The following is a 24,946-nucleotide window of genomic DNA, read 5'->3' on the forward strand; positions in this document are numbered from 1 at the left end:
ATGCGGCCAGGCTCAGCTCTTGCGCGCGGAGCCTAACTGAGTGCCCCGATTTTTCGCTCCAGGGCCGCCCGTTCCGCGGCGTTCCCGCACAGCTCCACGGCCTGCAGAAGCGCAGTGCGTGCCTCGTCGGCGCGACCCAGGCGGGTCAGGAGCTCCCCACGGACAGCGGGAAGCAGGTGCGAGCCGTTAAGTTCTCCGCGCGCGGCGATTACCTCGACCAGCGCCAGCCCGTCCGCCGGGCCGGACGCCATGGCCACCGCCACGGCCCGGTTGAGTTCAATAATGGGCGACGGCGTGAGCCGCCCGAGTGCCTCATACAGGCCAACGATCCGGGGCCAGTCTGTCTCGGCAACCGAGCCCGCCACCGCATGGCACTCGGCGATGGCGGCCTGCAGGCCATAGGCGCCCAGCCCGTATCCGGCGGATACGGCGCGGGCGAGCGCGGCACGCCCCCGCCGGATCGCCGACTGGTCCCACAGCCGCCGGTCCTGGTCCTCGAGGAGGACCGGCTGGCCGGACGCGTCCAGGCGGGCCGGGAAGCGGGCGGCGGTCAGTTCCAGCAGGGCCAGCAGCCCGAATACCTCCGGCTGCGGGTCGAGCCGCACCAGCGTCCGGGCCAGCCGCTGGGCCTCGGCCGCCAGGTCCCGACGGATCCAGGAATCTCCGCCGGAGGCGAACGACCCCTCGGTGAAGATCAGGTAGACCACCTGCAGCACGGAACCCAGCCGTTCGGCCCGCTCCCGGGGCTCCGGCACGGCGAAGGGGACGTTGGCGGCGGCCAGGGTTTTCTTGGCACGCGTGATGCGGGCCTGGATGGTTGCCACCGGCACCAGGAAGGCTTTGGCGATCGCCTCGCTCCCTAGACCGCCCACCACACGCAGGGTCAACGCGATGCGCGCCTCCTTGGACAGCACCGGATGGCAGGAGATGAACATCAGCGCCAGCACGTCGTCGTCGATCGCTTCAGGGTCAAAAAGCGCATCCGGCCCCGGCTCCTCCGGGGACAGATCCCGGGCGAGCAGGGCGTAGCGTTCGTCCGCTGCGGACCGGCGCCGGAAGGCATCGATGGCACGACGGCGGCCGGTGGTCAGCAGCCACCCCGTCGGCTCGGCGGGGACGCCGTTGACCGACCACGAGACGAGCGCCTCGGCCAACGCCTCCTGCGCCACGTCCTCGGCAAGGGAGAAGTCTCCCGTGAAGCGGGCGAGGGCGCCGACGATGCGTGCGGCTTCCATCCGCCACACAGCCTCGACGGCGCCCCTCGCCGCGTTGGAACCCACAGCCGGTCAGGGCTACCGGCTCAGAGCTGCCCGGTCTGCTCGCGCCAGGCGCGCTCCTTCTGGATCCACTCGTTGTCCTGCGGGAACTCGTCGATAGTAGGCACCCGGCGGATCTCGGTCTTGCTGCCCTCGGTCAGCGGTGCCCGCTTGGCCCACTCGATGGCTTCTTCCTTGGAGGCGACGTCCAGGATGTAGAAGCCGCTGAACAGCTCCTTTGTCTCCCCGTACGGCCCATCAGTGACCACAGGCTGCTCCCCGGTGAAGTCCACCACAACGCCCTCTTGGGGGTCCTCCAGGCCTTCGGCCGCCAGCAGGACGCCGGCGCGGATCAGTTCGTCGTTGAACTTGCCCATGGCGTTCATGGCCTCGGTGAAGTCGACGTCAGTAAACTTCGCGAGGGATTCGTCGGTTGCCCGCATGATCAGCATGTACTTGGCCATCTCAATCTTCTCCTTGGTTGTGGAAGGTCGCCTTTCGACCTTCTCACCCATAGGTCGAACGGCGCCATGCCAGATCGACACAACAGAAGAAGAACTTTTGCCTACCGGCGGGGATCCCGTCTGTGACGGCGCGGCTTCCCGTCCCGGAGGGCGTAAACTGCCGCATCCAGCCGGTCCTCGCCGTCGGGGCCCTTAGGGCCCGTGGCGCCGTCACTGCCGCCGCTGTCAGCGAGGGCCACCAGGTCTGCGGCCACGACAGCCAGTTTCATGTTTGTCCGGTTACTGAGGCGGACCAGCAGATCAAACGCCTCATCGGAGTTGATCCGGAGCCTGCCCATCACCAGTCCGCGGGCCTGGTCGATCACGCTGCGGGTGGACGTGGCACGTTCCACGGCCTCGCGCGTGGCCACCTCGGTCTCCCGCTGAAGCGTTGCCGTCAGGTCCATCGTCATGCCGCCCAGCGCGGTCACGTTTCCCTGCCCATCACGGACCCCCTCACCGGAGGACAGGACCTGATGAAGGCGGCCCTGGGCATCGATGATCCGGTGATAGATGGAGAAATGGCCGCCATGTCGGCTGACCTTCGCAAGAATTTCTTCGGCGTGCGCCCTGTCGTCAGGATGCTTATGGGCAAGGATCAGCTCAATGGTGGGCACCACCTCGCCGCGCTCGTAGCCGTGCAGCTGGTACAGCCCGTCGGACCACGCCGACGTTCCGTGGACGAGGTCTATACGGTACGCCCCGGCCGGGCAGTCCCCCGACCCCAGGGCACTTGAATACGTGTAGGGCCCGCTCAAGTTCGACATTCTGGGCACCTCCGGGCATTCGCTAGGCCGCCTTCCCCGGGCGGTCCTACCCATTATGGCCTGAAATCCCACATTTCAGAGGTTTGTTTCCCAACGGTGACCTCCCGCCGTCGGACGCTCTCTCACTTCCTGCGGGTTTTCCCGCGACGCTCTCTCACTTCCTGCGGGTTTTCCGGCGACCCTCTCGCAGGCAGCTGCCGGGCTTGCAGAAAGTGAGAGAGGGATACCCAAATCAGTGCAGAAAGTGAGAGATGGTTACCCAAATCAGTGCAGAAAGCGAGAGAAGGTTACCCAAATCAGTGCAGAAAGTGAGAGAGGATCCTGGGTTTAGTGGGTCGAGGAGGTGACGGCGGCGGGGTCCACGGGGGTGCCGTTGCCGCCGGATCCTGCCTTGCCCAGGCTCCAGTAGGCGCGGAACTCGGAGCGCCGGGGACCCAGGCCTATCTGGCTGACGAGGTGCCGGCGAAGGCTCTTCACCGTGCCCGCCTCGGCAGCCACCCAGGCGTAGGTCTGCGGCGAATACGGCGGCTGTGCGGTTTCGACGGCGGCATTCACCGCCCGCAACAACAGCTCACCACGGGCGGCATCCGCCGGACTCCGGGGCAGCCAGGTGACCCGGACGGAGGAAGCAGTGGTGAGCGTCCCGACGTCGTGCGCGTCCGGAACTTCCAGGAAGGCATGGCCGGTGACACCTGGAGGGAGGTCTTCCAGGATGGAGGAGATGGCGGGGACGGCCGTTTCGTCGCCGGCGAGCAGCACGTGGCCGGCGCCCTGGGGATCCCACCTGATTCCGGTGTCGCTCGGCGGGGTGTCAGCCGTGATGGCGTCCGCGTTCGGGCCGATGATGACGATTGGGGTGCCGGCGGTGGCGGCCCGGGCCCAGTCCGAGGCGGGGGCACGGACGCCGTCGTGGGTGGGGTGGTGGACAAAGTCCACGTCCAGCTCCGCGCCATCCTGGGCCGTCCGGAGTGCGCGGACGGTGTAGCTGCGAATGACGCCGCGGCCGGGCTGGTCTCGACGGAGCCACTCCTGGTACCAGCCTTCGTCCAGCCTGCCGCCGGGGCCTCCGAGCGGCAGCAGCGCGTGCCCCGGCACAGGCAGCAGGAGCTTGATCCGCAGGTCCAGCCGCGGCCCCGGGACGCCGAACGCGGCAAGGTCGGCGCCGGCGAAGGTGATGCGGCGGAAATGCGGGCTGAGCTCCCGCACTGCAACGACGGCGGCGCCGAACACGCGGAGCGGGTACACCGCTGGCTTGTCCATGGTGGTTTCCTTTCCGCGGTTCGGCGCCGCGGGATGCTGTTGCATGCCGTCCGCTACGGCAGCTGCGGGTCCACGCCGTAGTGCTTGGCGAGGTCGGTGATCACCGCGTGGGCACCCTGGATGCTGACCGACGCAAGGAACGTGCCGTCGTCGACGTTAATAACCTCACCGCTGAGGCGCTCCCAGAGCGGGTTGGACTGGAACTTCTCCTGCTGCGCGCGGGCCTTGTCGCCCTCGGCACCGGGCGGGGTATAGGCACTGACCATCACCAGGCCGGCGTCGCCCTCAAGGATCTGCTCGGCGGACAGCGGCACGAAGATTTCCTTCTCGCTGTCCGGGGCGTCCTTGGGGCGCGGGATCTGCATGTCGGCCATGATCTCGCCGATGAAGGAGTTGGTGGAGTACAGGCGTGCGGTGTCGCCGCCGGTGAACCGCACCAGGGAGTAGGTGGCGTCCGGCTTCTTCGCCAGGATCGCGGCGCCAACCTTCCGGGCGCGGTCCTCATATGCCTTGACTAGCTCTTCAGCCTTGGCCTTCTTGCCCAGCGCCTCGCCCAGGAAGACCACATTTTCCTTCCAAGTGGGGCCGGTGCTCACGGAGAAAATGGTGGGGGCGATCTTGGACAGCTGGGGGTAGAGCGCCTCGTGGCGGACCTTGGCCGAAACGATCAGGTCCGGCTCCAGCTCGAGGATCTTTTCCAGGTTGGGCTCGGCCAGCGTGCCAACGTTCACGGAGTCCTTGGTGGCTTCCTTGACGTCCCCGAGGTAGGGGGCGAACGGCGAATTCGGGTCCTGGCGGTACTGGACGTACCCCACCAGATCCGCCTCCAGCAGGAGGGCGGCGTCGATGTAGCTCGGGTCCATGGCCACGACCCTCTTGGGGACGGTTTCGATGGTGCTGGAACCCATGGCGTGCTCCAGGGTCAGCGGGAAACCCGCCGACTCGGCAGCTGCGGTTTCGGTGGCTGTGGTGGCGGCCGGGGAACCGCAGGCCGTGGTGGCCAGCAGTGCCATTCCGACGGCGGCAGCGCCGAGCTGCTTGAAGATGCGAGTTTTCACTGGGGTGCTTTCGGATGCGGTGATGACTTTTTAGGCATTGCTTACCTGCGTCTGCCGTAGACTGTAGCAGGATTTGGCGAAATAGATCACAATCTACTGACGTAATAGAACTAACCTCCGGGAAGGGCCCTGTGAAGACAATGGATCCGGCTGTGGCCCCGGCCGGTCGGGGCGAAACGCCGCCCGGGACTACCCGGCATCCCGGTTTACGAAAGCCCGGTTCCCGGAAACCCGGTTCACTGAAGCCCGGTTCATTCAAGCCCGGTTCCCGTAAGCCAAGTTCCCGTAAGCCCGTGGTGACGTGGCTGGCCGTGTCCCTGGTGGCGCTCCTGGCCGCCGCCGGGCTCAGCATCTGCATCGGCGGGCAACCGTCCTCCCTCCAGGATGTCTGGCACGCCGTGGTCACCCCGGACGGCAACGTCATGGACGTGACCATCCGCGAACTCCGCTGGCCCCGCACGGTGATGGCTGTCCTGACGGGGATTTGCCTGGGCCTGGCGGGAACCCTTGTGCAGGGCCACACCCGCAACCCGGTGGCCGATCCCGGCCTGCTCGGCATCAACCAGGGCGCGGCGCTCGCGATTGTCGCCGCCACGGCCCTCACCGGTGAACTGGCGGTCCTTCCGCAGGCCCTGCTGGCGTTCGCCGGAGCCCTGGCGGCCAGCGTCCTGGTGTTCATGATCGGCTCCGCGGCCCGCCACGGCGCCACACCCGTAACCCTCGTCCTCGCCGGTGCCGCCGTGACCGCCCTCTGCTCAGGCCTGGTCGCCGGCATCGTCCTGCTCAACGACCAGGCACTTGACACGCTGCGGTTCTGGCAGGTGGGTTCGCTGGCGGGGCGCAGCGACGTGATGGCCGTGGTCTGGCCGTTCATCTGCGCCGGCGTGGTGCTGGCCCTCCTGAATATCCGGCCGCTGAATGCGCTCGCACTGGGCGCGGACACCGCCGTCTCGCTGGGTATCTCGGTGTTCCGGGCCCGCGCTGCAGGCATCGCAGCCATCACGCTCCTGGCCGGGTCCGCCGTCACCATGGCCGGCCCGATAGCCTTCGCGGGGCTGCTGGTCCCCCACATCACCCGCGCCATGGCGGGGCCGGACTACCGCTGGCTGGTGCCGGTATCCGCCCTGACCGGCGCAACCCTCCTGCTGCTGGCCGACACCGCCGGGCGCGTCATCTCCCGCCCCGGCGAACTCTCCGTCGGTGTGGTCCTGGCAGTGGTGGGCGCACCCTTCTTTGTCCACCTGGCACGACGCCGACGGCTGGCCACGCTGTGACCGCCGCCCTGCACCCGGACCGTTCGCCCGAGGCTCCTGTGCGCCCGGCTGCCCGGTCCGGTGCCGCCACGCTCCGCGTCCTGCGCCTGGGCCCGGTATCTGTCCGGCTCAATATCCGGGTGGTGGTGGTCGCCTGCCTGCTGGCCGGCGCCATGATGGCCGCCATGGCCCTGCACGTCGCCTTCGGCGGCACCCCGCTGGCCTACCCGGACGTCCTCCGGGCGCTCCTGGGGGATGCCTCCAGCGCCCGCATCCACCTGGCCGTCACGGAATTCCGCGCTCCCCGGATGGTGGCCGCCGTCGTCGTGGGTGCTTCCCTGGCCGCGGCGGGCGCCATCACCCAGACGGTGGCCCGCAATCCCCTGGCCAGCCCCGATCTCCTGGGCGTCGCCGCCGGAGCCTCGCTGGGGGCTGTGGCCGTCCTGGTCATCGCCGGCGGGGGCCATGCCGGGCTCAGCGGCCTCGCGGCGACCGTAGGAATGCCGGCGGCGGCGTTCACCGCAGGCATTGTCAGCGGCGTGGCCGTGTACCTGCTGGCGTACCGCCGCGGGCTGGACAGCTACCGTCTGGTCCTGGCCGGGCTGGGCATTTCAGGCCTTGCCGCCAGCCTCACCACGTGGATCCTCACGCTTGGGGATGTCACCAATGCCGCCCAGGCCCTGACCTGGATGACCGGCTCACTCAACGGCAAGGACTGGGCCACCGTGCAGCCCATGGCCGCGAGCGCCGTCGTCCTGCTGGCCGCGGCGGTCTTCAGCGGAAGGTGGCTGCTGCTCACCAGCCTCGGTGACGACACCGCCGTCGGGCTCGGTGCAAGGATCGGTGCCGTGCGCCTCTTTGCCTTGACTGTGGCTGTACTGCTCGCCTCGGTGGCCACGGTCGTGGCCGGGCCGGTGGCGTTTGTGGCCCTGGCGAGTCCGCAGATTGCCCGCTCGCTGACCGCCACCGTGGTTCCTCCGGTGGGTGTCTCGGCGCTGGTCGGAGCCGTGTTTGTGCTGCTCGCCGACACCGTCTCCGCCAACGCCCTGAGCGCTCCCCTGCCGGTGGGCGTTGCCACCGCCGTGGTGGGAGCGCCGTTCCTGATCCACCTGATCCTGAAGTACCAGCGGAGGCTGAGTTGAACACGCCCACAGAACTGCCCTCCGCCCTGGCCCGGGGGTTGCACGCCCGGAACCTGAGCCTGGGCTATGACGGACCGAGCATCATCAACGACCTGTCCCTCTCCATTCCGGACGCCCGTGTGACGTCGATCATCGGGCCCAACGGCTGCGGCAAGTCCACGCTGCTCCGCGGCCTGGGCCGGCTGCTCGCGCCGCGCTCCGGCGAGGTTCTGCTGGACGGCTCGCCGCTCGCTTCGCGGTCCACCCGGGAGATCGCCACCCGGATCAGCGTGCTGCCGCAGACCCCCACCGCCCCCTCCGGCCTGACGGTGGCGGACCTGGTCTCGAGGGGCAGGCACCCGCGGCAGAAGTGGTACCAGCAGTTCTCCGTGGCGGACCAGTCCGTGGTGGAGGACGCCCTGGCCGCTACGGACATCACGGACCTTGCCGACACGCCGCTGGAGGACCTCTCCGGTGGGCAGCGGCAGCGCGCCTGGATCTCCTTGACGCTGGCCCAGGAAACCGGCATCCTCCTGCTGGACGAGCCCACCACCTACCTGGACCTCGCACACCAGGTGGACGTCCTGGAACTCGTCCGCCGGCTAAACCGGGTCCACCACCGCACGGTGGTGATGGTGCTCCACGACATCTCGCTGGCGGCCAGGTACTCCGACCACATGGTGGCGATGAAGGACGGCGCCGTTGTGATGGAGGGCACCCCGGACCAGGTGGTGACGCCCGGGTTGCTCAAGGACGTTTTCGGGCTGCACGCGCAGGTGGTTCCGGAACCCACCGACGGCCGCCCGCACGTCATCCCGCTCGGTACCCCGGCGACCGCGGCCGCCTCCTAACCGTCCCGACGCGCCAAAGCCGCCCGCCGTCGTCGGACCCTCTCTCACTTCCTGCGGGTTCCCCGGCGACGCTCTCTCACTTCCTGCGGGTTTTCCGGCGACGCTCTCTCACTTCCTGCGGGTTCTTGATGACCCCTCTCTGTGGGACGTGCGCGAGCGTTACGAATTCCAGCGCGAAAAGTGAGAGAGCGTCGTGGGATTCCTTGCAGAAAGTGAGAGAGCGTCGTGGGATTCCTTGCAGAAAGTGAGAGAGCGTTTCCAACGAGGGCGATTGCGCCTTGACGCAGATACCCCCAGGGGGTATATTTTCGAGTGTTGTCAGTGAAGTGGTATGTCCAGGCAGGTGCCCCGCACCGCCATCACAGCCGTTCAACCCCAGCGCCCATTGGACCTTCTTCAAGGAATGGAAACTGACATGCCTGGTATTGGAAACCGCACCGAACTGCCACAGGCCACCACGCACGGCAGCTGCGGCTGCTGCACAACGGCCACTCCCCCACGGCAGGCAACGGCCGCCGTCGAGTTCTTCGTTGAAGGCCTGACCTGCGGCCACTGCGTACAGACCGTGCAGAAAGCCGCCTCCACCGTGGAGGGCGTGGACACCGCCGCTGTTGAACTCGTCGCCGGCGGAAAGTCACGCCTGCTCATTTCCGGATCTGCGAATCCCGACCTGATCCGCGAGGCTGTCTCCTCGGCCGGATACACCATCAGCAACTGACCCTGACCACAGGATCCTCGCCAGGAGGAATCGTGCACCACCACCACACCCAGACCGCAGCACACCACGATCACCACAACACGCACAACCATGGCAGCCAGGACGACCACGCCGTCCACACCGCCGGCCAGCACGCCGGCCACAGCACCGCAATGTTCAAAAACAGGTTCTGGGCGGCCTTGGCCCTGACCGTCCCCGTGGTCTATTTCAGTCCCATGGTGGGCCACCTCCTGGGATACATGCCGCCGATGTTCCCAGGATCGGCCTTCATCCCGCCTGTCCTGGGCACGGTGATCTTCCTCCACGGCGGCCAGCCGTTCCTCAAGGGCGGGCTGCAGGAACTGAAGGACCGGCGCCCCGGCATGATGCTCCTGATCGGCATGGCCATCAGCGTCGCCTTCCTGGCATCCTGGGTCACCAGCCTCGGAATCGGCGGCTTCGACCTGGACTTCTGGTGGGAGCTGGCTTTGCTGGTGACCATCATGCTGCTGGGCCACTGGATCGAGATGCGCGCCCTCGGCTCCGCGCAGGGGGCGTTGGACGCCCTGGCCGCGCTGCTCCCGGACGAGGCCGAACGCGTCACAGGGGGCGGCGCGGAGACCGTCCCGGTGTCCGAACTGCGCGAAGGCGATACCGTCCTGGTCCGGTCCGGCGCCAGGCTGCCGGCCGACGGCACGGTCATCGACGGGCAAGCCGAGTTCGACGAGTCCATGATCACCGGCGAATCAAGGACAGTGCCGCGTTCCCCCGGCGATACTGTCGTCGCGGGAACGGTGGCCACGGACAATTCCGTCCGTGTTCGGGTGACCGCAGTGGGCGACAACACTGCACTGGCCGGCATCCAGCGGCTGGTGGCAGAGGCGCAGGCGTCCTCTTCGAAGGCGCAGGCCCTTGCCGACCGCGCCGCCGCCTTCCTGTTCTACTTTGCCGCCGGAGCCGGTGCACTCACCTTTGTGGCCTGGACACTCCTGGGCAGCGTCCCCGAGGCCGTGGCCCGCACCGTCACGGTGCTGGTGATCGCCTGCCCGCACGCGCTTGGCCTGGCCATCCCGCTGGTGATCGCCATCTCCACGGAGCAGGCGGCCCGGGCCGGTGTGCTGATCAAGAACCGGATGGCTCTTGAGCGGATGCGCACGGTCGACGTCGTCCTCTTCGACAAGACCGGCACGCTCACAACGGGGGAGCCGGAGCTCAAGGACGTCACAGCGTCCGACGGCGGCAGCCGGGACGGGCTCCTGGCGCTCGCTGCCGCCGTGGAGGCGGACAGCGAACACCCGGTAGCCCGGGCGATCGTCAGGGCGGCGCGGCGGGGGAACCTGCAGATTCCGCAGGCAACCGGCTTCACCTCCATGACGGGACGCGGAGTCCGCGCCACTGTGGACGGCCGGGCAATCCACGTGGGCGGGCCAGCGCTCCTGCGCGAGCTCGGCCTCTCCGAACCAGAGTCATTGGCCGCCTCCACCTCTGCCTGGGTGGAACGGGGAGCTGCGGTCCTGCACGTTGTCGACGGGAACCGGATCCTGGGTGCCGTCAGCCTCGAAGACGCCGTCCGCCCCGAATCCCGACAGGCAGTGGCGGCGCTGCAGGACCGCGGCCTCCAGGTGGCCATGGTCACCGGCGACGCCCGGCAGGTTGCCGACGCCGTGGCGCACGAGCTGCACATCGACGAGGTCTTCGCCGAAGTCCTGCCCGCGGACAAGGACAAGAAAGTGGCCGAGCTGCAGGGCCGCGGGCTGAAAGTGGCCATGGTGGGGGACGGCGTCAACGATTCCCCGGCACTGGCCCGGGCAGAGGTTGGCATCGCAATCGGGGCGGGCACCGACGTCGCCATGGAATCGGCAGGCGTTGTGCTGGCCGGCAACGATCCGCGGGCCGTCCTCTCCATGGTGGACCTGTCCCGGGCCAGCTACCGGAAAATGTGGCAAAACCTGGTCTGGGCCACCGGCTACAACGTCGTTTCGGTCCCCCTGGCCGCCGGCGTGCTCGCATTCGCCGGGGTGGTTCTCTCCCCCGCCGCCGCGGCTGTCCTGATGTCCGCGTCCACTATTGTGGTGGCACTGAACGCGCAACTGCTGCGGCGGGTGAAACTGAATCCGGAGCAGGTCCGTTGAACTCGCAGGCATGGGGGAGCCACAACATGGCCGCAGCAACTCGACGCCGACCCGCGGCGCTGATTGGCCGCGCCGGACTGCTCGCCGGCATCCTGGCCATTGTTGCCGGGATCCTCGGGATGCACACCCTGACCGGCAACCACGCTGCGCACCCGCTGGGAGCCGCGCCGCCGCCGTCGTCCGTTGCCGCACCTGCCGCCGGGCACAGCGGGCCTGACATGTCCGGGCACAGCCACGGGGGGCAGAGCCACCGCGGGCAGAGCCCCGCCGCACCTGCCGCCGGGCACAGCGGGCCTGACACGTCCGCTGTGTCCGCCGTGGCATGCACCGGCAGCCTTGACGGAGTGGCGCAACCCGGCGCCGGCTGCACCCCCTTGGCCAAGGCCGGATCCCTCGCCGCCCCCGAGCCAAGCAGCACAGGGCAGTGGGCGGACGCGCACTTCAGCTCCGGCGCCTCAGCCCCGCGCTCCTACGACTATCGGCCCGACGGTCCCTGCCCGGGGGACCTGTCCATCAGCCGGACGTAAAAGGCACGACGCCGGGCCCGGAGTCCGGCCGTATGCCAGCCTGATGCGCGCCACCAGGCCGCCCGCCGCGCCACCTGCGCGGCAAGCAAAGATTCCGGCGCCCTGCGCCACAACCTGAAGGATAAATTTCCCATGAACACCAAGAACCTGAGCCTGGCAGCTGTCCTGGCCGCTGCCCTTTCGCTCGCCGGATGCGCCGCGGACACCGGCGCCACACCATCGCATGGCATGAACCACGGCAGCTCCGGCCCGATGTCCAGCATGATGCCGGACGCCTCCGCGGACCATAACGCCGCGGACATCATGTTCTCGCAGATGATGATTCCCCACCACGCGCAGGCCGTGGAAATGAGCGACATCATGCTGGCGAAAACTGACGTTCCTGCGGCGGTGTCCGCCCTGGCCACCAGAATCAAGGAGGCGCAGGCCCCCGAAATAGAACAGATGAACGGCTGGCTCGAGAATTGGAACCAGCCCACGGGCATGGAAGGCCACTCCATGCCCGGCGGCGGCATGTCGGGCATGGTCAGCGGCGAGGACCTGGACAGGCTCAAGGCCGCCCCGGGCGATGAGGCCGCCAAGCTCTTCCTCACGCAGATGATCGCCCATCACGAAGGCGCCATCACCATGGCCCGAACGGAAGTCGACTCCGGCAAGTACAGCGAAACGGTCGCCCTGGCCAAGGCGATCATCACCTCGCAGCAGGCCGAGATCGAGGAGATGAAGCAACTGCTGGCCGCGCCCTGACGCCAGCGGTGCCTGCTGAGCCGCCCGGCCGCCGTCCCGCCGTCGGACGCTCTCTCACTTCCTGCACGTTTCCACGCGACCCTCTCTCACAACCTGCACCGGCCGCACGGCCCGCCGGTGAATGGTGAGAGAGCAACGGTGCGTTTACTGCGAAAAGTGAGAGAGCGTCGTGGGATTCATTGCAGGGAGTGAGAGAGCGTTTCGACGGCGGCGGCCGCAGGTTCACGTGTTAAGTTGAAATTGTGCGGACCGACCGGTCCGGCGCACCGGCTGGAAAGAGTATCCCTTTTGCAACTCCCCGAACCTGCCCCCGCACAGGTGAGAATCCTGACCGTCTGCACGGGAAACATCTGCCGCTCCCCCGTGGCCGAGCGGCTCCTGCAGGCAGGCCTCGACCAGGCGGTTCCGGGCGGTTTCACGGTCACCAGCGCCGGCACGCGGGCCCTGGTGGGCGAACCGATCCAGCCGCCGTCCGCGGACATCGTGCGCACGTTCGGCGGAAACGCGGAAGGGTTCGCCGCCCGCCAGCTGACCAGCAAAATCCTGCGCGGCGTGGACCTGGTGCTCACCATGACGTCCGGCCACCGCGGCGAAGTCCTGCAGCTGGACGCGTCCCTCCTGAAGCGCACCTTCACCATCCGCGAGTTCGCCCGGATGCTCGATGTGCTGGATGACCGCGCCGCCACTCCGGGGGCATCGGTAGCGCCAACGCACGACGGCGGCGACCGGCTGGCGTCGAACGCCGCCTTCTGGCGCGGCCTCCCCGCCAGGGCGGCAGCGGTCCGGCACCTGTCCCTGCCGGCGGACTCGTCGGAGAACGACATCATCGACCCCTACCGCCGCAGCCTGGACGTCTACCGCCAGATGGAGGACGAACTGGCACCGGCCATCGTCTCCATCCTGCGCCACGCACGCCTGAACGCGCCCGCCTGACCGGACCGCCGCCGTCGTCCTTTCAGCTGCGGTTTATTGTGCGGCTTTTCTGCGGATTCCCCCGATGTAACGCCGGAACGCCGATGCTAATTTTCGGAAATGGGCACCCTGTCCGCACATCCGAGCTTTGCACGCCCCGGCAATATTGCACGCAACAGTGCACGCCGGCGTCGCCCGTTCCGGGCTGTCCTGTTGGTACTGCTGGCCCTGGTCATCCTCATTCCTGCCTCCGCCGGCGCCTACCTCTTCAACCTGGGCCGGATCTTCGATTCGGAAACCACGAAGATCGAAAATGCCTTCCCCGCTGAATCCACCCGCCCACAGCCGTCCCTCCCCGGCGCGGCAGCCGGCGGTGTCCCCGGCGCAGGTGCCGCAGCGGCCGGGACCTCGCCATCGACCACGGGCAGGTCGCTGAACATCCTGGTGATGGGCAGCGACAGCCGCGGCGCCACCACCGGCGAAGCCGCCTCCGGCGCCAAATCCAACCAGCGCGCGGACACCCTCATGCTGGTCCACATCCCCGCTGACCGCAGCAAGATCTACTCCATCTCCCTGATGCGTGACCTGTGGGTGGGCATCCCGGACCACGGGCACGCCAAGATCAATGCGGCCCTGGCGTTCGGCGGCGTCCCGCTGATGGTGCAGACCGTGGAATCCATCTTCGGTCAGCGCATCGACCACATCGCCATGATCGACTTCGAAGGCTTCGTGGGGATGACCGACGCCCTGGGCGGAGTGGAAGTGGACATCCCGGCACCGTTCGTGTCCTACCACGACCAGATCACCTTCCCAGCCGGCCCGAACACCCTTGACGGGGAGCACGCCCTGGAATTCGTCCGCGAGCGCTACGCCTTTGCCGACGGCGACTACCAGCGCGTGCGCAACCAGCAGGCGTTCGTCAAGGCACTGCTGGCCAAGAACCTCAGCGCGGACACCCTCCTGAATCCCCTGAAGATCCACAACGTGGTCAGCGCCATGGCCCCTTTCGTCAGTGTGGACGGCGGGCTGGATGCCGCCACGATGGCCGGACTCGGCATGGAACTCAAGGACGTCCGCCCCCATGACATGGTGATGTTCACCCTGCCCACCCGGGGCACCGGCAGGTCCACCGACGGCCAGTCCATTGTGCTCACCGACCCCGTGGCCATCAAAGCCATCTCCGCCGCCATGGCCACCGACACGCTGGGAGACTATGTAGCCACAAACGGCCTGCAGGGCGGAAACTGATGCCATGGAGGCACAACGATGAGCACCCCATCCGGTTCCGACCCCAGCGGTCCTGAACCTTCGGTTCCTGGCGGAGCCAACCCGGGCGCCAACACGGGAGCCAATCCGGGAGCCACTGCGGCATCCCACCCGTCGCAGCTGCCGTGGACAGAACGACGGCGGCGCCTGATCGCCGCTGTCCTGGCACTGGTGCTGGTGGCCGGGGTCGTCGTCGCTGTCTTCAGTTTCACGCGCCCCAGTTCGGAGTCCCAGGCGCCGGTGGTCACGGAGGCTGCCACGCCCAGCGAGACCCCCACCGAGACGGCGCCTGCCCCGGCGCCGGCCGCTCCCCCGCCGCCGGAGCCGATCGCCGACCTGCCGCCGGTGCCCATGAACATCCTGCTGATCGGCAGCGACACCCGCGGCAATGCCCGGGAACTGGCTGCCCATACGGCGGCCACGGGCGCCTCATCGGACCACCGCGCGGACACGCTCATGCTAGTTCACGTCCCGGCGGACCGCCGCACGTTCTACGTCGTATCGCTCATGCGGGACCTGTGGGTGGACATCCCGGGTTACGGCGGAGCCAAGATCAACACCAGCCTCGAGGTGGGCGGGATCGACCTGGCGACGAGGACCGTCGAGTCATTACTGGGCACCCGCATCGACCACACCGTGATGATGGACTTCCACGGCTTTAAGCTCCTGACGGACGGGCTGGGCGGGGTGGACGTCAACGTCACCACCCCGTTCCAGTCCACGCACGAAACCCGGCACGTCTTCCATGCCGGCGTGAACCACCTCGACGGCCAGGCCGCGATGGAGTTCGTCCGCGAGCGCTACGCCTTTGTGGACGGCGACTACCAGCGGGTCCGCAACCAGCAGACCTTCCTCCGCGCCCTCCTGGCGAAGCTGACCAGCGGCGGGGCCCTCAACGATGTGACCGCGGTGCGGGCGCTGGTGGATTTTGCCGGCGGGCACCTCACGGTGGACCAGGGCTTCGATCCTGTGTCCGTGGCCATCCTTGCCTACGCGCTGCGCAACATGGACCCCCATGCCGCAGGCTTCGTCACCGTGCCCACCGCCGGAGTAGGCACCATTGGCGGGGCCTCCGTGGTCCTGCCCGACTACGGCGGGATCAACGCCCTCGCGGCAGCCCTGCGGGAGGGCCGGATCGCGGAATACGCGCGCTGAACTCGGGCCGCGCCGGCCTGGTGTTGTCCATCAGCGGCCCGGCGCGGTCCCCTAAGGGCCCGGCGCTCCCCGGCGCTCCGCGAGCGCGGTCCCTCAATGGCCCGGAGCTCCCCGAGCGCGGTCCCTCAACCGGAATGTGTCAGCCTTTGCGCCAGTCGTGGCCTGTGATGTGCGAGCCCGCCTGCGGCCCCATCTGCAGCATCCCGCCGTCCACCGCCCAGGACGCGCCGGTCACGTAGCTTGACGCCGGCGAGGCCAGGAACGCGAGCACCGCGGCCACTTCCCGGGCGTCGCCGGGCCTGCCGAGGGGAACCCCGGGACGGTCCTTCTCCGTGGGGTCCTCGTCCGTCTGGCCAGTCATGGGCGTCGCGATCTCGCCCGGCGCCACGCTGTTGGCCGTGATGCCAAACTCCGCGAGCTCCAGGGCCATGGTCTTGATGAGTCCGCCCAGTCCATGCTTGGACGCATCGTAGGCTGCGGCGCCCACCCGGGGCTGGAATTCATGGACGCTGGTGACCGCCACGATCCGGCCGCCCCTGCCTGCGTTGACCATGCGCCGGGCGGCGGCCTGCAGGCAGGCAAACGCGCCGGTGAGGTTCGTGTCCACCGTGGTTTTCCAGGTGTCCAGGTCAAGGTCCAGGAACCGGGTGCCGTCGCCTGTGCCGGAGTTGTTCACGAAGACGTCTAGACCACCCAGCTCCTCGGCGAGGGAATCAATAACGGCCGCGGCCTCGGCGGGATGCGTTGTGTCCAGCCGGCGGACCACGGCGTTCCGGCCGGCACGCCGGACCTCGTCGGCCGTTTCCTCAGCACCCTGTTCATCCGTATGCCAGGTGACGCCGATATCCAGCCCGGACGCGGCCAGGGCCACCGCAGTGGCTCTCCCGATGCCGGAATCGGATCCTGTAACGATCGCTGTGGCTGGTTCGAAGCGAGTGGTGTCTTCCATGCCTGCCTCTCGGCCCGTTATGCCGGGCGCTGCAATCGGGATGCCCGTGAAACAGTTTCCTCTGCCTGGTCCATTTCATCGTCCTCCAGCATCAGCGGGACGGCGAAGGTCACCACCAGGCGGGAGTCGGCGTCGTCCACCGATTTGATGGTCAGGCTACGGGTGCCGTACGGGACGGATGGGGTAAAAACCTGCAGGTTGCGCGTACCGAGGCTGGCGGTGTCGCGGAATCTGTACCGGGTGCCCCAGTGGTCCTCTATGGCTATGCGGGGCACGGGCCTGCCGACGCCGGACTCGACGTGGATATTGACCACCAGGCACCTGCTCCAGACTTCCACGGAGAGCACCGTAAACTCCGCGTTCCCAGCCAGGTGCAGGCCAAAGGTGGGCGGCAGAAGCATCTGCCGGAGGGTGCCTTTCGGAATTATGTTACGCATAATAGACCCCAAGTTGATAAGTGTGCTTACAATTACCCCGCTTTAGCGACGCCCTGTCAAGGGGTTTACAGATGACAGATCAGTATCGTTTGAGCCGGCCCTGGAGCCGCAGGGAAACGGCCCAGTACACCACTCCCACCGCCAGTGACAGTGCCACGGCCAGCACTGGGTGATTGTCCTTCAGGTCGGGGAACACCACCCAGTGGGTGACGTACACGTAGAGCGAAGCGCTGGCCAGCACGCCGATCAGCCGGTGGAGGAAAGCGGGCACGGGAAGTGCCGGCAGCCAGGCGAGCAGGAGGATTCCGGCCAGGATGGTGGCCTCCCGCCACGGGTCGCCAAAGTAGCCCGGAAGGGCGAGGGCGGTAATCGCGGAGAGGGCGAGGCGCTGCGGTACGGTGCGGGCCCGGGCGAAGGCCCAGCCGAGCGCAAAGAGCCACAGGACCGGCCGCGTGTGCAGGATGTCCACGCCAATCAGGCCATAGCGGGCCAGCAGACCGGCGCCGACCAGCGCCACGGGGAACGCCAGCGGGAACCGGCGTTCCGTCCGGTGCACCCAGGGGACGGCCAGCAGCGCCGTCATGGCAAGCAGCACGTACACCAGCACTTCGATGAACCAAAAGTGCCAGGCGTCCGTCCAGCCTGCGGGCCCGATCATCGTATTCAGCAGCAGCAGGTTGGCCGGGGTGTAGTTGAACTTGTCCGACAGGAGCATGACCGCCCCGATGAAAACCACCGTGGGCACCACGATCCGGGCAACGCTGTGCAGCTGGCGCCGCAGCCGGGGCAGCCTGTCACCGGCCAGCTGGAAACGTGCAAAGTTGTAGCCGGCGAGAACCATAAGCACATGGGCGGTCCCCGGCCACCGGATGAGGTCCACATGCGTGCTGATGATGACCACAATGGCCACTGCGCGGAGCATGATGCTGGTTTCCAGCGGTGCGATGAACCGTCTGTACCCGCGGCGTGGACGCGCCCGTTCCGCCAGGTCCCGGACCGGAGTCACGTGCCAGTCCGGCGGCAGGTTTCCGAGCGCTTTCTCCAGCCGGACGGACGCTGCCACATAGGAAAGCGAGTCGCCGCCGAGCGAAACGAAAGTGTCGTCGTCGGCGATGTCCTCCACCTCCAGCGCCTCGGCGAAGATCCGGCGCACATCCTCCGGCGCCGTTGCGGACCCGGTTCCGGCTGGAGCCGCAGGGTCCTGACCCGATGCGGCCGGGGTACTTGCAGGCGTGGCGAGGGCCAGGACGGCAGGGTAGTCGGTTTTGCCCGTGGCCAGCCGGGGCAGGCTCTGGACGGCGTGCACCTCAACCGACGCCCGTGGCAGCCCCAGGTCCTGGGCCAGCGTCTTGGCCAGGAGCCGCGTGTCATGGCTTCCCTCGACGGCGGCCACCAGCTTCCTGTCTGTTCCCGCGCACGCTGCCTGCACGCCCATCGCGTGGAGCATCTTCTCCACCCGGCCGAGGTCGATGCGCAAGCCCACGATCTTGACGAAGCGGCTCCGCCGGCCCACCACTTCGTACAGTCCCACTGCGTTTCGGCGGGCAAGGTCACCCGTGCGCAGCTCGCTGATGGTCCGCCCGGCAGCAAAGTCCGCCGGCGTCTCCGCGTAGCCGAGCATGACGTTGGGTCCGGAGTAGACGAGCTCGCCGTCCTCGAGTCCGGGGACGGGTTCGATCCGGAAGCTCCCGCCGGGCACGGGCACCCCAATGGCGCCCGGGTGGGACTGGGCCAGATCCGGCGGAAGATAGGCCATCCGGGCCGTGGCTTCCGTCTGCCCGTACATAACGAACAGCTCCCAGCCGTGAGTGCGGCCGTGTTCGGCATAACGGACCACCATCCCGGGATCCAGCCTGCCCCCAGCCTGGGTGACGTAGCGCAGGTCCGGCAGGTCCATGTCCGTGAAACCCACCCTGTCCAGGAGTTCAAAGGTGTACGGCACGGCGGCGAAGGATGTTGCCCGGCGGTTGCGGAACAGCTGCCAGAAACACGGATCCACCACCGACAGGTCCGTCAGGACAATGCCGGCGCCGCGTAGCAGGTGGCTGTTGATCACGGACAGGCCGTAGCAGTAGGACATCGGCAGCGTGGTGGCGGCACGGTCGTCCGCGCTGATGTCCAGGTAGGTGGCGATGGCCTCGGCGTTGGACTGGACATTCTCCCGGGAGAGCCGGACCAGCTTGGGTGACCCTGTGGAGCCTGACGTGCTGAGCAGGAGCGCCAGGTCCGGGTGGAAGGTGTGGTGCGTGACTGGCCGCACCTCCTCCAGGGCGGGCTCACCCCACGCGTCGCCCGCTGTCCCGGGCCTGACGATGACGTCCGGGTCGTACGCGGAGACCAGCGAGGCAATCGCGGCGTCGTTTCCGGCCGGTGCCAGGATCAGCGGGTGCCCGGACGCCAGTGCCGCCAGGTACGCCACCAGCGAGCCGACGCTGTTGTCCGCTGCCAGCACCACCAGGCGGCGCGCCGTGCCCAGGCGGGCGGCAAACGCATCCACGCGGCGGGCGAGTTCCTGGTAGGACAGGACGCTGCCGCCGGTCAGGACGGCGGGCCGGTCTCCATGGCGCGCGAGGCCGGCGGCAAGGGCCACCCCGGCGAGTTCGAGGGAGGGATTCACTGCGCCACTGTAAAGGATAGGCTTACCTAACAACAACTCGACTAATGGCCCGCGTGCCGTAACATGACGCCACGTCACACCAGCATCAGTTAACCCATCCCCTCCCCCTTCGCACTGGAAACAGCGTTGAGAACGACGGCGGCGCGGTGGGCGAGCCCGCCATCGGCACCTTTCACACGGCCCCCGACGCCGGGAGCGCCAACGGCAACGGACGCACCGGCGGTGACCTCCCGCCGTCGGGCGTTATCCGCACCCATATCTGGGTACGGCGAAGGTGATGTCCCTGCTTTCCGCATCCGGCGGTCAGCAGGCCGGACCGTTGGCGGACAGGGTGGTAGATGGTGGAGAACAGCGGAATGACGCAGGCCGTGCGGGAGGCCGGCGCAGTGGAGCTTATCCTGATCCGCCACGGCGAAAGCGAAGGCAATGTGGCGGCCACAAAAGCCGGCCAGGCCGGCGCCGACATTATTGAGGTCCCGGCCAGGGACGCCGACGTCGGACTCTCCGCCACCGGCCAGGACCAGGCCTTCGCACTCGGCAGGGCGCTGGCCGGCGTTGCGGAGGACCTCCGCGCCGACGCCGTCGTGTCCTCCCCTTACACCCGGGCCCGGCAGACGGCGGAGATCGCGGTGGAAACCGCAGGCTGGCCGGTCAAGGTGCGCACGGACGAGCGGCTCCGGGACCGCGAGTTGGGCATCCTGGACATGCTCACGCAGCAGGGCGTGGACCGGTGGCATCCCGACGAGGCCGAACGCCGGCTCTGGCTGGGCAAGTTCTATTACCGGCCACCCGGCGGCGAATCGTGGGCCGATGTGGCGCTGCGGCTGCGTTCCGTGCTCAGTGAACTGAACAACCTGGGCAGCGGGCACCGCGTGATGCTGGTGTGCCACGACGCCGTAGTGCTGCTGTTCCGGTACATCCTGGAAGGCATGAGCGAAGCCGAAATCCTGGACGTCGCCGCCACTACTTCGGTCCTGAATGCGTCCATTACCCGCTATGTGCGCCCGGAAGGGCAGGGACCGTGGACGCTGGAGAGCTTCAACGTGGCCGATCACCTCACGGCCCAGGGCGTAGCAGTCACCGAACACGCCGGGGATGCCAGTGTCCACCCGCGGCGGTAAGGGGCAGGGCGGGCCGGATCCGCAGGCCGGTTCGCCGCAGACTGGTTCACCGCCCGATCCGCGCGCGGACGGTTCCCGGGCTACGCCTGTCACGCCGTCGCTCCTGCGCGCCTGGCCGCTGCCGTCCGCGGGCGAGGACAAGTACTCGCGGGGCGCGGTCATGGTGGTCGGCGGCGCTCGGGCCACTCCGGGCGCCGCCCTGCTGGCCGGCACCGCCGCGCTCCGGGCCGGGGCGGGCAGGCTGACCCTGGCGGTGGCCGAATCCGTGGCCACGCAGCTGGCCGTGACCCTTCCGGAAGCGGGGGTCACAGGGCTTCCGGAAACGGCGGAGGGGTCCGTGCTGGGATCCGGGCTGGAGCCCATCCTTTCCGAACTTGGCAGCGCCGATGCCGTCCTGGTCGGCCCGGGTCTGGACGATATCGACCTCACCGAAAAACTCCTCCGGGCGCTATTGGACCAGGATTCCGGCGGTGTCCCAGGCCGCGGTTCTGCCACCGGCGATGCGACCATCATCCTGGACGCCTACGCCCTGGGATGCCTGCCCAGGCTCGACGACGCCCTTGATCCGTGGCGGGGCCGGCTCATCCTGACGCCGAACCCCACCGAGGCGGGAGTCCTGCTGGAACGGGACGTGGATGACCTGGAGTCTGACGTCGCCGCAATTGCCGCACGGTACCAGGCTGTGGTCAGCTGCCAGGGACTGGTTGCCCGGCCGCCGGACAGCGATGCGCCGGACGGTCCCGAGCTTTGGGAGATCACCACGGGCTATGGCGGGCTGGGGACGTCCGGCAGCGGGGACGTCCTGGCCGGTGCCATCGCCGGGCTCCGCGCCCGCGGCACCAGCGACGCCCAGGCAGCCTGCTGGGGCAGCCACCTTCATGCTGCGGCCGCGGACCGGCTTGCCAGCCGGCTGGGGCCGCTGGGCTTCCTGGCCCGCGAACTGGCGGACGAGCTGCCCGCGCTGATGCTGGAGCTTGCCACCTAAGCCCCGCCCCTACACAGAGCGCGAACGTACACTTGTGGCCCCACCGCGCCCCTACACAACGCGCGAACGTACACTTGCGGCCCCACCGCGCCCCTACACAGAGCGCGAACGTACACTTGTGGCCCCACAGCGCCCCTACAAAACGCGCGAACGTACACTTGCGGCCCTGGCGCCATATATGTACGTTCGCGCCGCGGCGGGCACGGGATGGCCCCCGGCTGGGCCGGGGGCCATCGGTTCGGGAGATGCGGTCGCTCGCTGCCGGTGCGCTGTCTGGCGCTGTGGCGTGCACAGAATGGCTAGTCGCCCCAAAAAGGCAGTCAACATTAAACGTGCCGGACCTCCCGGTCCATGGATGAAACTAGGCGGCAATCTCGCGATGGCCCTCCTTGGTTTCTATCTCAATCTTGCGCGGCTTGGCCTTCTCGGTGACCGGAATCTGCAGCGTCAGGACACCGCCGTCGTACGTGGCCTTGACGTTTTCCACGTCCAGAGTGTCCCCGAGGATCAGCTGCCGGCTGAAGACACCGCGCGGACGCTCAGAGGCGACCAGTTCAGTGTCCTTCCCGGCGGGATCCGGGCGCTCGGCCTTCACTGTCAGGACATTCCGTTCCACATCCAGGTCGATCGACTCTGGATTGACTCCCGGCAGGTCAAAGGCGACCACGAAATTCTGGTCCTCACGCCACGCATCCATCGGCATCGCCGCCGGGCGTGCTGCAGTACCGAGGACCTGCTGGGCCAGCCTGTCCAGCTCGCGGAACGGATCAGTTCGCATCAACATGGCTTCCTCCTCTTAAGAGACGGTCCAACACATCCATATCAGCAAATTTATGTTGGCTGATATAGATTTTTTATAGCACCAGAGCCAAGGAGACGCAAGAAGTTTGGGGATCTTTTTTGGAAATTTCCGTCCCTGCGACCAGCCGCTGCCACCACCCAGCAGCCCCGCCACGGGTCCGGCGGAAGGCACCCCCCGGGAGGCCACTCCGGGCGTTCCGGCCCGCCCTGGGACTGGCACCCTATCTTTTGATAAGCACACTTAGCATAATGGTGTGTCAGCCCCTCGATGGGCGCGGCAGGAGTCTTCTCCTGATCTCCTACTGACAGGAATTGCTATGGAATGCCCGGACAACTCCTCGTTGCGCACTGCGGTACCGGCAGCAGCATGAGCCGGCACTCGGGCGGAACGGCGATCCCGTACAGCGCTGAGTACATTCTGCCGTTGCGGTGGACATCGGACGCCTGCCTTTATGAGCTGGTGACCTATCTGGAACGGCTGTGCTCGTGGATCGACGTGACGGTGGTGGACGGGTCCCCCGATCCGCTGTTCGAGGCGCACCGCGCGCAGTTCCCGCCCCAGGTGCGGCATATCCGCCCCGGCCCCAGCGGCGCAGGAAACGGCAAGGTGGCTGCCGTGATGACCGCCATCCGGCTCAGCGACGCCGACAGGCTGGTGTTGGCCGACGATGACGTGAGATACACGTCCAAGACCCTGGCCGCCGTCGTCCGCTGTCTCGATGACGCGGACGTGGTGAGGCCGCAGAACTACTTCACGCCTCGTCCCTGGCACGCCCAGTGGGACACGTCCCGGAGCCTTCTCAACCGGTGCTTCGGCCACGATTTCCCCGGCACACTGGCCGTCCGGCGTGAAGCACTGCTGGCCGCCGGCGGTTATGAGCCCGTCCTGTTCGAAAACCTTGAACTCATCCGCACCATTACCGCAGCCGGCGGCCGCGAAACCCGGCATCCGGAACTTCTCGTGGCCCGCCGGCCTCCCACCGCGCGGCATTTGCTGCGCCAGCGGGTCCGGCAGGCCTACGACGATTTCGCCCAGCCCGCCCGCCTCATCGCCGAACTGGCACTGCTTCCGCTGCTGGCCGCCACGCTGAAGCTGCCCGCGCGGCCGCGGGTCGCCGTGCTCGTCGGGCTCGCCGGGACTGCCGTCGCCTTCGCTGAAACTGGCCGGAGGCGCGACGGCGGGGCCGCGGCTTTCCCTGCCATGGCGTCCCTTTACGCGCCCCTGTGGGTGATGGAACGGGCGGTGTGCATCTGGCTCGCCCTTTACCTGCGGTCTCGCGGCGGGGTCCGATACTCAGGCGCCAGGATCCGGGTAGCCGCCCACTCCCCGGCCGAACTGCGGCGGCGCCACCACGGCAAAATCAACCGTCCGTGAACAGCCAGGGGCAAGCCTTGATCCAAGCAGTGGCGAGGGCATAGCGATGGCCCCCGGCACAATGCCGGGGGCCATCATTTATCGGAGGGGATCACCCGCAACTGCCGATGCGCTATCTGGCGCTGTGGCGTTCCTTAGTGGCAAATCGCCCTGAAGAGGCAGATATACAACGCGTTCGGATCCTCCCGGTACAGCCGTTTTAGCACTGGTTGTTAGCCCAATACAAGGGGTTCCGGCGGGTAACTTAGCTGCGCGTGGGATCCGGGCGCAACGGTTCAGGCCCCGGATCCGGTACGGGCAGCGGGCCGGGAGGCTCCGGCGTCGGTACCGGGCTGGGCCTGGCAGGGCCGGGGTGGCCCGGGGATGTAGGGTCAGGATTCATGGGATCCGGGCCGGGTTCGGGCGGAAATGGCTCAGGTTCATGCACTGGCGGGATGGTCATTTAGTTCCCCTCTCACGCGTGGCGGGTATGCCTTTGCGGTTACAGGATACGCCCGGCGCCGTCCCGACGCTCTCGCACTTCCTGCAAGAAATCCACCGATGCTCTATCAGTTGTTGTTGCCAACAGCCCTGTTTAGCAACCACAAGTGAGAGAGCGTCCTGCGATTGGGCGCAGGAAGTGAGAGAGCGTCCTGCGATTCGCGAAGGTTGTCAAGCTGTGTGGAGTCATTGGGTTTGCTGTGTGGGTGTTTTTGTTGCCGGGAGGTTGATTCCTGTGTGGCTGGCGGGGGCTGGTGTGATGGGGCGCTGGTGGAATCGTTCGGGGTTTTTGTCGTAGTAGCGCTGGAGTGCGTGGTCGCGTTTTTGCCAGGTTTCTTTCCAGGAGCCTCGTGGACTTCGGCGGGCGAGAAAAGTGCAATGCCTGAGTGTTTGTGTTGGGTGTTGTACCAGGGCACGTAGTCGGCGAGGTAGGCCCGGGCGGTCTCGAGTTCTTTGAAAACGCGGGGGTAGCCTGGCCTGTACTTCATGGTCCGGAACCCGGACTCTGAGAAGGGGTTGTCGTTCGAGACGTAGGGCCGGTTGTGGGAGAGTTCGATGCCGTGGCTGGTGAGAGTGTCGCGGAGCAGGTTTGATCTCATCGCCGGCCCGGAGTCGGCGTGGACGATGCGCGGGGCGCCGTGCCGGGCGATAGCGGGTCGAACCACTCCACCGCGAG

General features: G+C 67.7%; 23 protein-coding genes. 13 read left to right on the plus strand and 10 right to left on the minus strand.

What is annotated here, in order from left to right:
• Nucleotides 1–32: 32 nt before the first annotated feature.
• The 5 genes from AU175_RS20375 to AU175_RS20395 form a co-directional block, all read right to left on the minus strand.
• Complete coding sequence (locus AU175_RS20375) at nucleotides 33–1,280, minus strand: RNA polymerase sigma factor (RefSeq protein ID WP_066293910.1); 1,248 nt, start codon at nucleotides 1,278–1,280, stop codon at nucleotides 33–35.
• Nucleotides 1,281–1,300: 20 nt separating this feature from the next.
• Nucleotides 1,301–1,720: a YciI family protein gene (locus AU175_RS20380; protein ID WP_066293913.1), complete on the minus strand. Its 420-nt coding sequence runs from the start codon at nucleotides 1,718–1,720 to the stop codon at nucleotides 1,301–1,303.
• Between the two features lie 101 nt (nucleotides 1,721–1,821).
• Nucleotides 1,822–2,526, minus strand: a complete 705-nt coding sequence (locus AU175_RS20385; protein WP_066293917.1) for a PAS and ANTAR domain-containing protein — start codon at nucleotides 2,524–2,526, stop codon at nucleotides 1,822–1,824.
• 327 nt (nucleotides 2,527–2,853) lie between these two features.
• On the minus strand, nucleotides 2,854–3,786 hold the full coding sequence (locus AU175_RS20390) for a siderophore-interacting protein (protein WP_066293920.1): 933 nt from the start codon (nucleotides 3,784–3,786) through the stop codon (nucleotides 2,854–2,856).
• A gap of 53 nt (nucleotides 3,787–3,839) precedes the next feature.
• Entirely contained in the window at nucleotides 3,840–4,844 is a 1,005-nt protein-coding gene (locus AU175_RS20395; RefSeq protein ID WP_231938671.1) for an ABC transporter substrate-binding protein, read from the minus strand.
• 293 nt (nucleotides 4,845–5,137) lie between these two features.
• Here AU175_RS20395 and AU175_RS20400 point away from each other — a divergent pair, with 293 nt between their 5' ends.
• The 10 genes from AU175_RS20400 (at nucleotide 5,138) to AU175_RS20445 (ending at nucleotide 15,505) form a co-directional block, all read left to right on the plus strand.
• Entirely contained in the window at nucleotides 5,138–6,118 is a 981-nt protein-coding gene (locus tag AU175_RS20400; RefSeq protein WP_066294586.1) for a FecCD family ABC transporter permease, read from the plus strand.
• Nucleotides 6,115–7,239, plus strand: a complete 1,125-nt coding sequence (locus tag AU175_RS20405) for a FecCD family ABC transporter permease (protein WP_231938672.1) — start codon at nucleotides 6,115–6,117, stop codon at nucleotides 7,237–7,239. Before AU175_RS20400 ends, AU175_RS20405 begins: the two co-directional genes overlap by 4 nt.
• Nucleotides 7,236–8,069, plus strand: coding sequence for an ABC transporter ATP-binding protein (locus tag AU175_RS20410; protein WP_231938673.1), 834 nt, complete (start codon nucleotides 7,236–7,238; stop codon nucleotides 8,067–8,069). Before AU175_RS20405 ends, AU175_RS20410 begins: the two co-directional genes overlap by 4 nt.
• A 415-nt stretch (nucleotides 8,070–8,484) precedes the next feature.
• Nucleotides 8,485–8,787, plus strand: a complete 303-nt coding sequence (locus tag AU175_RS20415; RefSeq protein ID WP_066293922.1) for a heavy-metal-associated domain-containing protein — start codon at nucleotides 8,485–8,487, stop codon at nucleotides 8,785–8,787.
• 29 nt (nucleotides 8,788–8,816) lie between these two features.
• Complete coding sequence (locus AU175_RS20420; protein ID WP_066293925.1) at nucleotides 8,817–10,898, plus strand: copper-translocating P-type ATPase; 2,082 nt, start codon at nucleotides 8,817–8,819, stop codon at nucleotides 10,896–10,898.
• Nucleotides 10,899–10,924: 26 nt separating this feature from the next.
• A complete protein-coding gene (locus AU175_RS20425) occupies nucleotides 10,925–11,425 on the plus strand; it encodes a hypothetical protein (RefSeq protein WP_066293928.1) in 501 nt (166 codons plus the stop codon).
• 132 nt (nucleotides 11,426–11,557) lie between these two features.
• Nucleotides 11,558–12,172, plus strand: a complete 615-nt coding sequence (locus AU175_RS20430) for a DUF305 domain-containing protein (protein WP_066293930.1) — start codon at nucleotides 11,558–11,560, stop codon at nucleotides 12,170–12,172.
• A gap of 288 nt (nucleotides 12,173–12,460) precedes the next feature.
• Complete coding sequence (locus tag AU175_RS20435; protein WP_066293932.1) at nucleotides 12,461–13,105, plus strand: arsenate reductase/protein-tyrosine-phosphatase family protein; 645 nt, start codon at nucleotides 12,461–12,463, stop codon at nucleotides 13,103–13,105.
• A gap of 99 nt (nucleotides 13,106–13,204) precedes the next feature.
• Nucleotides 13,205–14,332 (plus strand): LCP family protein, encoded by a 1,128-nt coding sequence (locus AU175_RS20440; protein ID WP_066293934.1) that lies wholly within the window; start codon nucleotides 13,205–13,207, stop codon nucleotides 14,330–14,332.
• Between the two features lie 18 nt (nucleotides 14,333–14,350).
• Nucleotides 14,351–15,505 carry an LCP family protein gene (locus tag AU175_RS20445; RefSeq protein ID WP_066293936.1) on the plus strand — a complete coding sequence of 385 codons (1,155 nt, stop codon included), beginning with the start codon at nucleotides 14,351–14,353 and terminating at the stop codon, nucleotides 15,503–15,505.
• A 139-nt stretch (nucleotides 15,506–15,644) separates the two neighbouring features.
• On the opposite strand, the gene AU175_RS20450 is transcribed toward AU175_RS20445, so the two are convergent.
• From AU175_RS20450 to AU175_RS20460, 3 genes are all read right to left on the minus strand, one after another.
• Entirely contained in the window at nucleotides 15,645–16,454 is an 810-nt protein-coding gene (locus AU175_RS20450; protein WP_066293942.1) for an SDR family oxidoreductase, read from the minus strand.
• A gap of 17 nt (nucleotides 16,455–16,471) precedes the next feature.
• Nucleotides 16,472–16,891: a hypothetical protein gene (locus AU175_RS20455; protein WP_156642504.1), complete on the minus strand. Its 420-nt coding sequence runs from the start codon at nucleotides 16,889–16,891 to the stop codon at nucleotides 16,472–16,474.
• A 79-nt stretch (nucleotides 16,892–16,970) separates the two neighbouring features.
• On the minus strand, nucleotides 16,971–19,508 hold the full coding sequence (locus AU175_RS20460; RefSeq protein WP_066293944.1) for an AMP-binding protein: 2,538 nt from the start codon (nucleotides 19,506–19,508) through the stop codon (nucleotides 16,971–16,973).
• Nucleotides 19,509–19,846: 338 nt separating this feature from the next.
• Between AU175_RS20460 and AU175_RS20465 the strand changes: the two genes are divergently transcribed.
• Complete coding sequence (locus tag AU175_RS20465; protein WP_066293946.1) at nucleotides 19,847–20,629, plus strand: histidine phosphatase family protein; 783 nt, start codon at nucleotides 19,847–19,849, stop codon at nucleotides 20,627–20,629.
• Between the two features lie 103 nt (nucleotides 20,630–20,732).
• Complete coding sequence (locus tag AU175_RS20470) at nucleotides 20,733–21,614, plus strand: NAD(P)H-hydrate dehydratase (protein WP_066294597.1); 882 nt, start codon at nucleotides 20,733–20,735, stop codon at nucleotides 21,612–21,614.
• Between the two features lie 361 nt (nucleotides 21,615–21,975).
• Here the strand turns inward: AU175_RS20470 and AU175_RS20475 are convergent, their stop codons facing one another.
• Nucleotides 21,976–22,398, minus strand: coding sequence for an Hsp20/alpha crystallin family protein (locus AU175_RS20475; RefSeq protein WP_066293949.1), 423 nt, complete (start codon nucleotides 22,396–22,398; stop codon nucleotides 21,976–21,978).
• Nucleotides 22,399–22,737: 339 nt separating this feature from the next.
• On the opposite strand from AU175_RS20475, the gene AU175_RS20480 reads away from it, so the two are divergent.
• Nucleotides 22,738–23,790, plus strand: a complete 1,053-nt coding sequence (locus AU175_RS20480) for a glycosyltransferase (RefSeq protein WP_231938675.1) — start codon at nucleotides 22,738–22,740, stop codon at nucleotides 23,788–23,790.
• A gap of 548 nt (nucleotides 23,791–24,338) precedes the next feature.
• Here AU175_RS20480 and AU175_RS20485 read toward each other — a convergent pair.
• A partial coding sequence (locus AU175_RS20485; protein WP_197497186.1) for an integrase core domain-containing protein occupies nucleotides 24,339–24,946 on the minus strand: 608 nt, incomplete at its 5' end.

This window comes from Arthrobacter sp. B6 (genome assembly GCF_001663775.1).
Taxonomy (GTDB): domain Bacteria; phylum Actinomycetota; class Actinomycetes; order Actinomycetales; family Micrococcaceae; genus Arthrobacter.

Coding starts and splice junctions, on each gene's coding strand:
- AU175_RS20385 (WP_066293917.1), bottom strand. CDS start 2,526: ATGTCGAACTTGAGCGGGCCCTACACGTATTCAAGTGCCCTGGGGTCG.
- AU175_RS20415 (WP_066293922.1), top strand. CDS start 8,485: ATGCCTGGTATTGGAAACCGCACCGAACTGCCACAGGCCACCACGCAC.
- AU175_RS20450 (WP_066293942.1), bottom strand. CDS start 16,454: ATGGAAGACACCACTCGCTTCGAACCAGCCACAGCGATCGTTACAGGA.
- AU175_RS20440 (WP_066293934.1), top strand. CDS start 13,205: ATGGGCACCCTGTCCGCACATCCGAGCTTTGCACGCCCCGGCAATATT.
- AU175_RS20430 (WP_066293930.1), top strand. CDS start 11,558: ATGAACACCAAGAACCTGAGCCTGGCAGCTGTCCTGGCCGCTGCCCTT.
- AU175_RS20445 (WP_066293936.1), top strand. CDS start 14,351: ATGAGCACCCCATCCGGTTCCGACCCCAGCGGTCCTGAACCTTCGGTT.
- AU175_RS20465 (WP_066293946.1), top strand. CDS start 19,847: ATGGTGGAGAACAGCGGAATGACGCAGGCCGTGCGGGAGGCCGGCGCA.
- AU175_RS20475 (WP_066293949.1), bottom strand. CDS start 22,398: ATGTTGATGCGAACTGATCCGTTCCGCGAGCTGGACAGGCTGGCCCAG.
- AU175_RS20425 (WP_066293928.1), top strand. CDS start 10,925: ATGGCCGCAGCAACTCGACGCCGACCCGCGGCGCTGATTGGCCGCGCC.
- AU175_RS20390 (WP_066293920.1), bottom strand. CDS start 3,786: ATGGACAAGCCAGCGGTGTACCCGCTCCGCGTGTTCGGCGCCGCCGTC.
- AU175_RS20480 (WP_231938675.1), top strand. CDS start 22,738: ATGCCCGGACAACTCCTCGTTGCGCACTGCGGTACCGGCAGCAGCATG.
- AU175_RS20380 (WP_066293913.1), bottom strand. CDS start 1,720: ATGGCCAAGTACATGCTGATCATGCGGGCAACCGACGAATCCCTCGCG.
- AU175_RS20455 (WP_156642504.1), bottom strand. CDS start 16,891: ATGCGTAACATAATTCCGAAAGGCACCCTCCGGCAGATGCTTCTGCCG.